The sequence below is a fragment of the Rhodopseudomonas sp. WA056 genome, from assembly GCF_010906995.1.
Lineage (GTDB): Bacteria > Pseudomonadota > Alphaproteobacteria > Rhizobiales > Xanthobacteraceae > Rhodopseudomonas > Rhodopseudomonas palustris_G.
Genome location: NZ_QPFS01000199.1, coordinates 1 through 4,433 on the forward strand (window position 1 = coordinate 1; position 4,433 = coordinate 4,433).

The following is a 4,433-nucleotide window of genomic DNA, read 5'->3' on the forward strand; positions in this document are numbered from 1 at the left end:
GCACCCGACCGCTCGAGACGACGGCCAAAACGTTCAGTTGGTGATCACACCGAGATTGGTTTCCGAACCTTCATTCCCCGGCACGGTGATCCGCACCTCGTGGCCGAATTTGATCGCGTTCGACGCAGCGGCGCAGGCGGCTTCGAACGCGGCCTCCTTGCTGGAATAATCGCCGGTCGGATCGTCGTCGTGGCGGATGCCCCAGCGATTGTCGCTGCCGATGATGTCGTAATACGCCTTGCCCATCTTTCACCTCCGAATGCTGCGACAATCGACGGCGACCGCATTCGTTCCGCTTGGCCGCGGGGCGACGCCTCAGCCGCGCCGCTGCTGCGAAATGTCGGTGACCTTCACGGTCACGCTCCGGGTCCGACCGTCGCGCTCGACCGTGAGCTTCACGTCGCGGCCGATGCCGGCCTCCTCCAAGGCCGCCGCAAGGTCCGACATGCCGTGGATCGGCTTGCCATCTGCGGCGGTGATGACGTCCCGGACGTAACCGTCGTTGGTCGCGCCTTCGAGGCCGGCGCGGGCGGCCGGCGAATCCGGCAGCGTCCGCAACACCACGACGCCGTCGATTCCGAGCTGGGCGGTCTCGTTCTCGCGGGCGGCGATGATGCCGATACCCGGCACCGGCACGGTACCGTTGGTGATCAGAGCTGTGACCACCCGGTTGACTGCGTCGACCGGAATCGCAAAGCCGATCCCGGCCGAAGCGCCGGAGCCGGAGATGATTGCGGTGTTGATGCCGATCAGCCGGCCGGCACTGTCGAGCAGCGGGCCGCCGGAATTGCCGGGATTGATCGCCGCGTCGGTCTGGATCACGCCGCGGACCTCGTGCGCCGCCGCGGTCGGCAACCGGCGCCGCAGCGCGCTGACGATGCCCGTGGTCAGCGTTTGTTCGAGACCGTAGGGATTGCCGATCGCGTAGGCCGCCTGCCCGACCTGGAGATCTTCCGAGCTGCCGATCGCGATCGGGCGCAGCGGCGTCTGCGGCCGCTCGAGCTGCAACACGGCGAGATCGTAGTTCGGCGCCGCGCCGACCACGCGCGCGGTGACAAACTCACCCGAGGCGAGCCGGACGCCGAGCTGGCCGGCATTCTGCACCACATGGTTGTTGGTGACGACATGACCGGCGGCGTCCCAGATCGCGCCGGAGCCGGACTGCACCGGAGCCTCCTGCTGTGCGAAGAACGGCGACACCCGTTGCTGGGCTTGCGCGAACACGTGCACCACCGAGGGCGATACCTGCTTGAACAGCTCCACCGTGGCCTTCTCGGCAGGTGCCAACTCGCCGCGAGCGGTGACGGTGCGCGGGCCGGTCGCGGAAAACCACAACGCGCTCAGATAAGGCTGAGCCACCCAGAACGTCGCGAGCACCAGCAGCCAGACGATCGCGATGCGCAGCAACAAGTCGGTGCGCTGCGCCCGCCGCATCTGGGCCTGCGCGAGTCGCGGATCGGGACCAGGAGGGACCGGCGAACGGGGCGGAAGCGACGTCATGGCGAGATGAATCCTTCAACACGAAGCCGACCGAACCGGCCCGCAGCGGCCGGTTCCATCGGCATCGCCAACCGCTAATGCACGACGTTTCCGCCGGTTCCATCCTGCAGATAGGCACGGCCGGCGGCTGCGCCAGCTCCGGCGGAGCCAGCGGCTCCGCGATTGCGGCCAAAGGCCGGCAACGCCGCCCCCGACCCAGGAATGCCGTTTGATGACATCGTGTCCATCATCGTCTGGAGGCGCCGTCCGCCGCTGGCGCCGATCCTGACCGGCTTCTATATCTGCGCTGTTCCCCTCTCGGATCCTCGGCCGACCGATCGATCCCAGCGCGAGTCGATCGAATGACTGAATCATTGTCCAACATGATGCTGGTGATCTCGGTGTGGGCGTTGCCGCTCCTGATCGCGATCACCTTCCACGAGGCCGCGCACGCCTATGTGGCGAAGCTTTGCGGCGACAACACCGCCTGGATGCTCGGCCGCGTCAGCTTCAACCCGATCAGGCACATCGATCCGTTCGGCACGGTGCTGCTGCCGCTGCTGCTGCTGGTGATCCAGTCGCCGTTTCTGTTCGGCTACGCCAAGCCGGTGCCGGTGAACTTCCGCAATCTGAGCCACCCGCGCCGCGACATGGTGCTGGTCGCGGCCGCCGGTCCCGCGATCAATCTGGCGCTGGCCGCGCTCGCGGGGCTGTCGTTTCATCTCGTCGGCTACGTGCCCGGCGAAGCCGGGCAATGGCTCGCGCAGAACCTCGTCAACGCGCTGCTGATCAAAGTGGTGCTGGCGATCTTCAATCTGCTGCCGATCCCGCCGCTCGACGGCGGCCGCATTGCGGTGGGGATCCTGCCACGGGCGCTGGCGCGGCCACTCGATCGGCTCGAACCTTACGGCATGCTGATCCTGCTGACGCTGATCTTCATCCTGCCGATGGCCGGGATCGGCGTGGCGACGCGGTTCATCGCGCAATCGAGCCAGTTCGTGGTTCACGCGATCCTGCGCCTCACCGGCGCGGCCTGACGCGGGCATCGCCTCAAACGGCAGCCCGACCGAGGCGCCGCGTCCCCTTGTCGCACCGCCCTGTGCCGCTCGTCCCGAGCCATCAGGGTCCCGTACAGGCACCGTCGTCCACCACAGTTCGCCGACCAGCGACTGGCCGGCTGGGGCCTGCGGCGCCTCCCAGCATGAGCCGGATCTAGGCAGCGCCGTCGGACGACTCGGGCTCACATGGATTCGTCCGAGCCTCCCGGGACGACACGGACACGGCCGTCCATCCCCCATCGTCGCAGCAAGTAATTTGGACGTTCGCACCCGTCCGGCGGCGCTTTTGGCGATCGCTTACTAATTTACGATTGAATTACCAGAACTCACTAGAGTGGCGCCGGACTGTGCTGAGGACTTGCTTCGAGAGACATTCAAGCGGGGGCTGGAATGATCGTGCTGCTGATAGTCGTCGGCCTTCTGATCGCCCTGTTTTGGGCGTGCTGGTCTTCAGCTAGATCATACTACCAGCACGGCAGGATCAGAGGCATGGATGAAGCCGTTCGGCAGATCGTCCGTGGGATCGGTCGCCACTACGAAATCGCCGCGAGAGCCAGTCCTGAAGGCGTGTCGAAAGCAATCGCCGAAATCAAAGCCATGTTCAATCGACGTCCGCATCTGAAACCAAAGGACGTCGAACGATACCATCTCCAACTCTCGATTTTGGCCGACGCGATCGGTGAAGCCTGCTGTTCGAAAGGCCAGGCGGAAGGCGTCGAGATGATGGCACCGGCCGAAGGCCACGTCCGCGTCGACCTGTCGGTGATCGAACTCCTGCAGCTCAGCCGGCTGGCACATCTCGGCTTCCTTCACATGATGCCCAACTATCGCGGGTTGGAAATTCAGCGCTTCAGCGACGAGCTGGATGCGCAGGAAGGCACCAGGTCGATCTACAAGCTGGAGTCCGCCATCCCGCCGAAAGAGCGCCCGTTCGTCGATCTCGCGACCCACTACAGAGGACGTGAACAGCTCATCTCCGATTGGTGGCAGCCGGTACCGGCCGACCGGGCCGGATATGTCCGAGGGCTCGGCCCGTCAATGGCCATGGCGTCGACACCCGTCTCGCCATAGCACACAGCCGCTGATGACGTCGGCGCCCGGCACGCCGCACATTGGCGTCCGACGCATGCAGGCATCTTCCGGGGCGTCGACCTCGAGCTTGTCGATGATCTCTCGTCGGATTCGATGGGAGTCAGATCGTCTGATTGTACGCGCCGACTTCGGGATGCTGGCGCAGCACGAGGTTCACGGCTTCGAACATGTCGTGCATCCGCTGCTCGGACACCGGGCTTTCGACTACCACCACCAGCTCGGGCTTGTTCGAGGATGCCCGCACCAGCCCCCAGCTTCCATCGGCGCAGGTGACCCGGACGCCGTTGACGGTGACGAGATCGCGGATCTTCTGCCCGGCGACGAGATCGCCGTTCGCCTGTGCGGCTTCGAAATGCTTCACGACCTCGTCGATCACCCGATACTTCACCTCGTCGGCGCAATGCGGCGACATCGTCGGCGACGACCAGGTCTTGGGCAGCGCGTCCTTGAGCTGCGACATCGACTTGCCCGGCGCGCGGTCCAGCATCTCGCAGATCGCGATCGCTGATACCAGGCCGTCGTCATAGCCGCGGCCGAGCGGCGCGTTGAAGAAGAAGTGGCCGGATTTTTCGAAGCCGGCGAGCGCGTTGCTCTCGTTGGTGCGGCGCTTCATGTAGGAATGGCCGGTCTTCCAATATTCGGTCCTGGCGCCCTGCCGTTGCAGCACCGGATCGGTGGCGAACAGGCCGGTGGATTTGACGTCGACCACGAAGCGCGCGTTGGGGTGGATCGCCGACATGTCGCGCGCCAGCATCACCCCGACCTTGTCGGCGAAGATCTCCTCGCCGGTGTCGTCGACCACGC

Annotated in this window: 5 protein-coding genes; 2 read left to right on the plus strand and 3 right to left on the minus strand. The window is 65.4% G+C overall.

Translation table 11 applies throughout. The features are described from left to right. Positions 1-33: 33 nt before the first annotated feature. A complete protein-coding gene (locus tag DU475_RS23030) occupies positions 34-246 on the minus strand; it encodes a hypothetical protein (protein ID WP_013501820.1) in 213 nt (70 codons plus the stop codon). A 69-nt stretch (positions 247-315) separates the two neighbouring features. Beyond that, complete coding sequence (locus DU475_RS23035; RefSeq protein WP_142882988.1) at positions 316-1,500, minus strand: S1C family serine protease; 1,185 nt, start codon at positions 1,498-1,500, stop codon at positions 316-318. 341 nt (positions 1,501-1,841) lie between these two features. On the opposite strand from DU475_RS23035, the gene DU475_RS23040 reads away from it, so the two are divergent. Beyond that, the gene (locus DU475_RS23040) at positions 1,842-2,516 is read left to right on the plus strand and encodes a site-2 protease family protein (protein WP_164633437.1); all 675 of its coding nucleotides are present in this window, start codon (positions 1,842-1,844) and stop codon (positions 2,514-2,516) included. A gap of 411 nt (positions 2,517-2,927) precedes the next feature. Beyond that, on the plus strand, positions 2,928-3,608 hold the full coding sequence (locus DU475_RS23045) for a hypothetical protein (RefSeq protein WP_013501817.1): 681 nt from the start codon (positions 2,928-2,930) through the stop codon (positions 3,606-3,608). 121 nt (positions 3,609-3,729) lie between these two features. Here DU475_RS23045 and DU475_RS23050 read toward each other — a convergent pair. After that, on the minus strand, positions 3,730-4,433 hold a 704-nt coding region (locus DU475_RS23050; RefSeq protein WP_502706858.1), incomplete at its 5' end, for a phosphohexomutase domain-containing protein.

What these genes read in the sequence shown, in the direction of transcription:
- DU475_RS23030 (WP_013501820.1), bottom strand. Translation starts at nt 246, where the DNA reads ATGGGCAAGGCGTATTACGACATCATCGGCAGCGACAATCGCTGGGGC.
- DU475_RS23035 (WP_142882988.1), bottom strand. Translation starts at nt 1,500, where the DNA reads ATGACGTCGCTTCCGCCCCGTTCGCCGGTCCCTCCTGGTCCCGATCCG.
- DU475_RS23040 (WP_164633437.1), top strand. Translation starts at nt 1,842, where the DNA reads ATGACTGAATCATTGTCCAACATGATGCTGGTGATCTCGGTGTGGGCG.
- DU475_RS23045 (WP_013501817.1), top strand. Translation starts at nt 2,928, where the DNA reads ATGATCGTGCTGCTGATAGTCGTCGGCCTTCTGATCGCCCTGTTTTGG.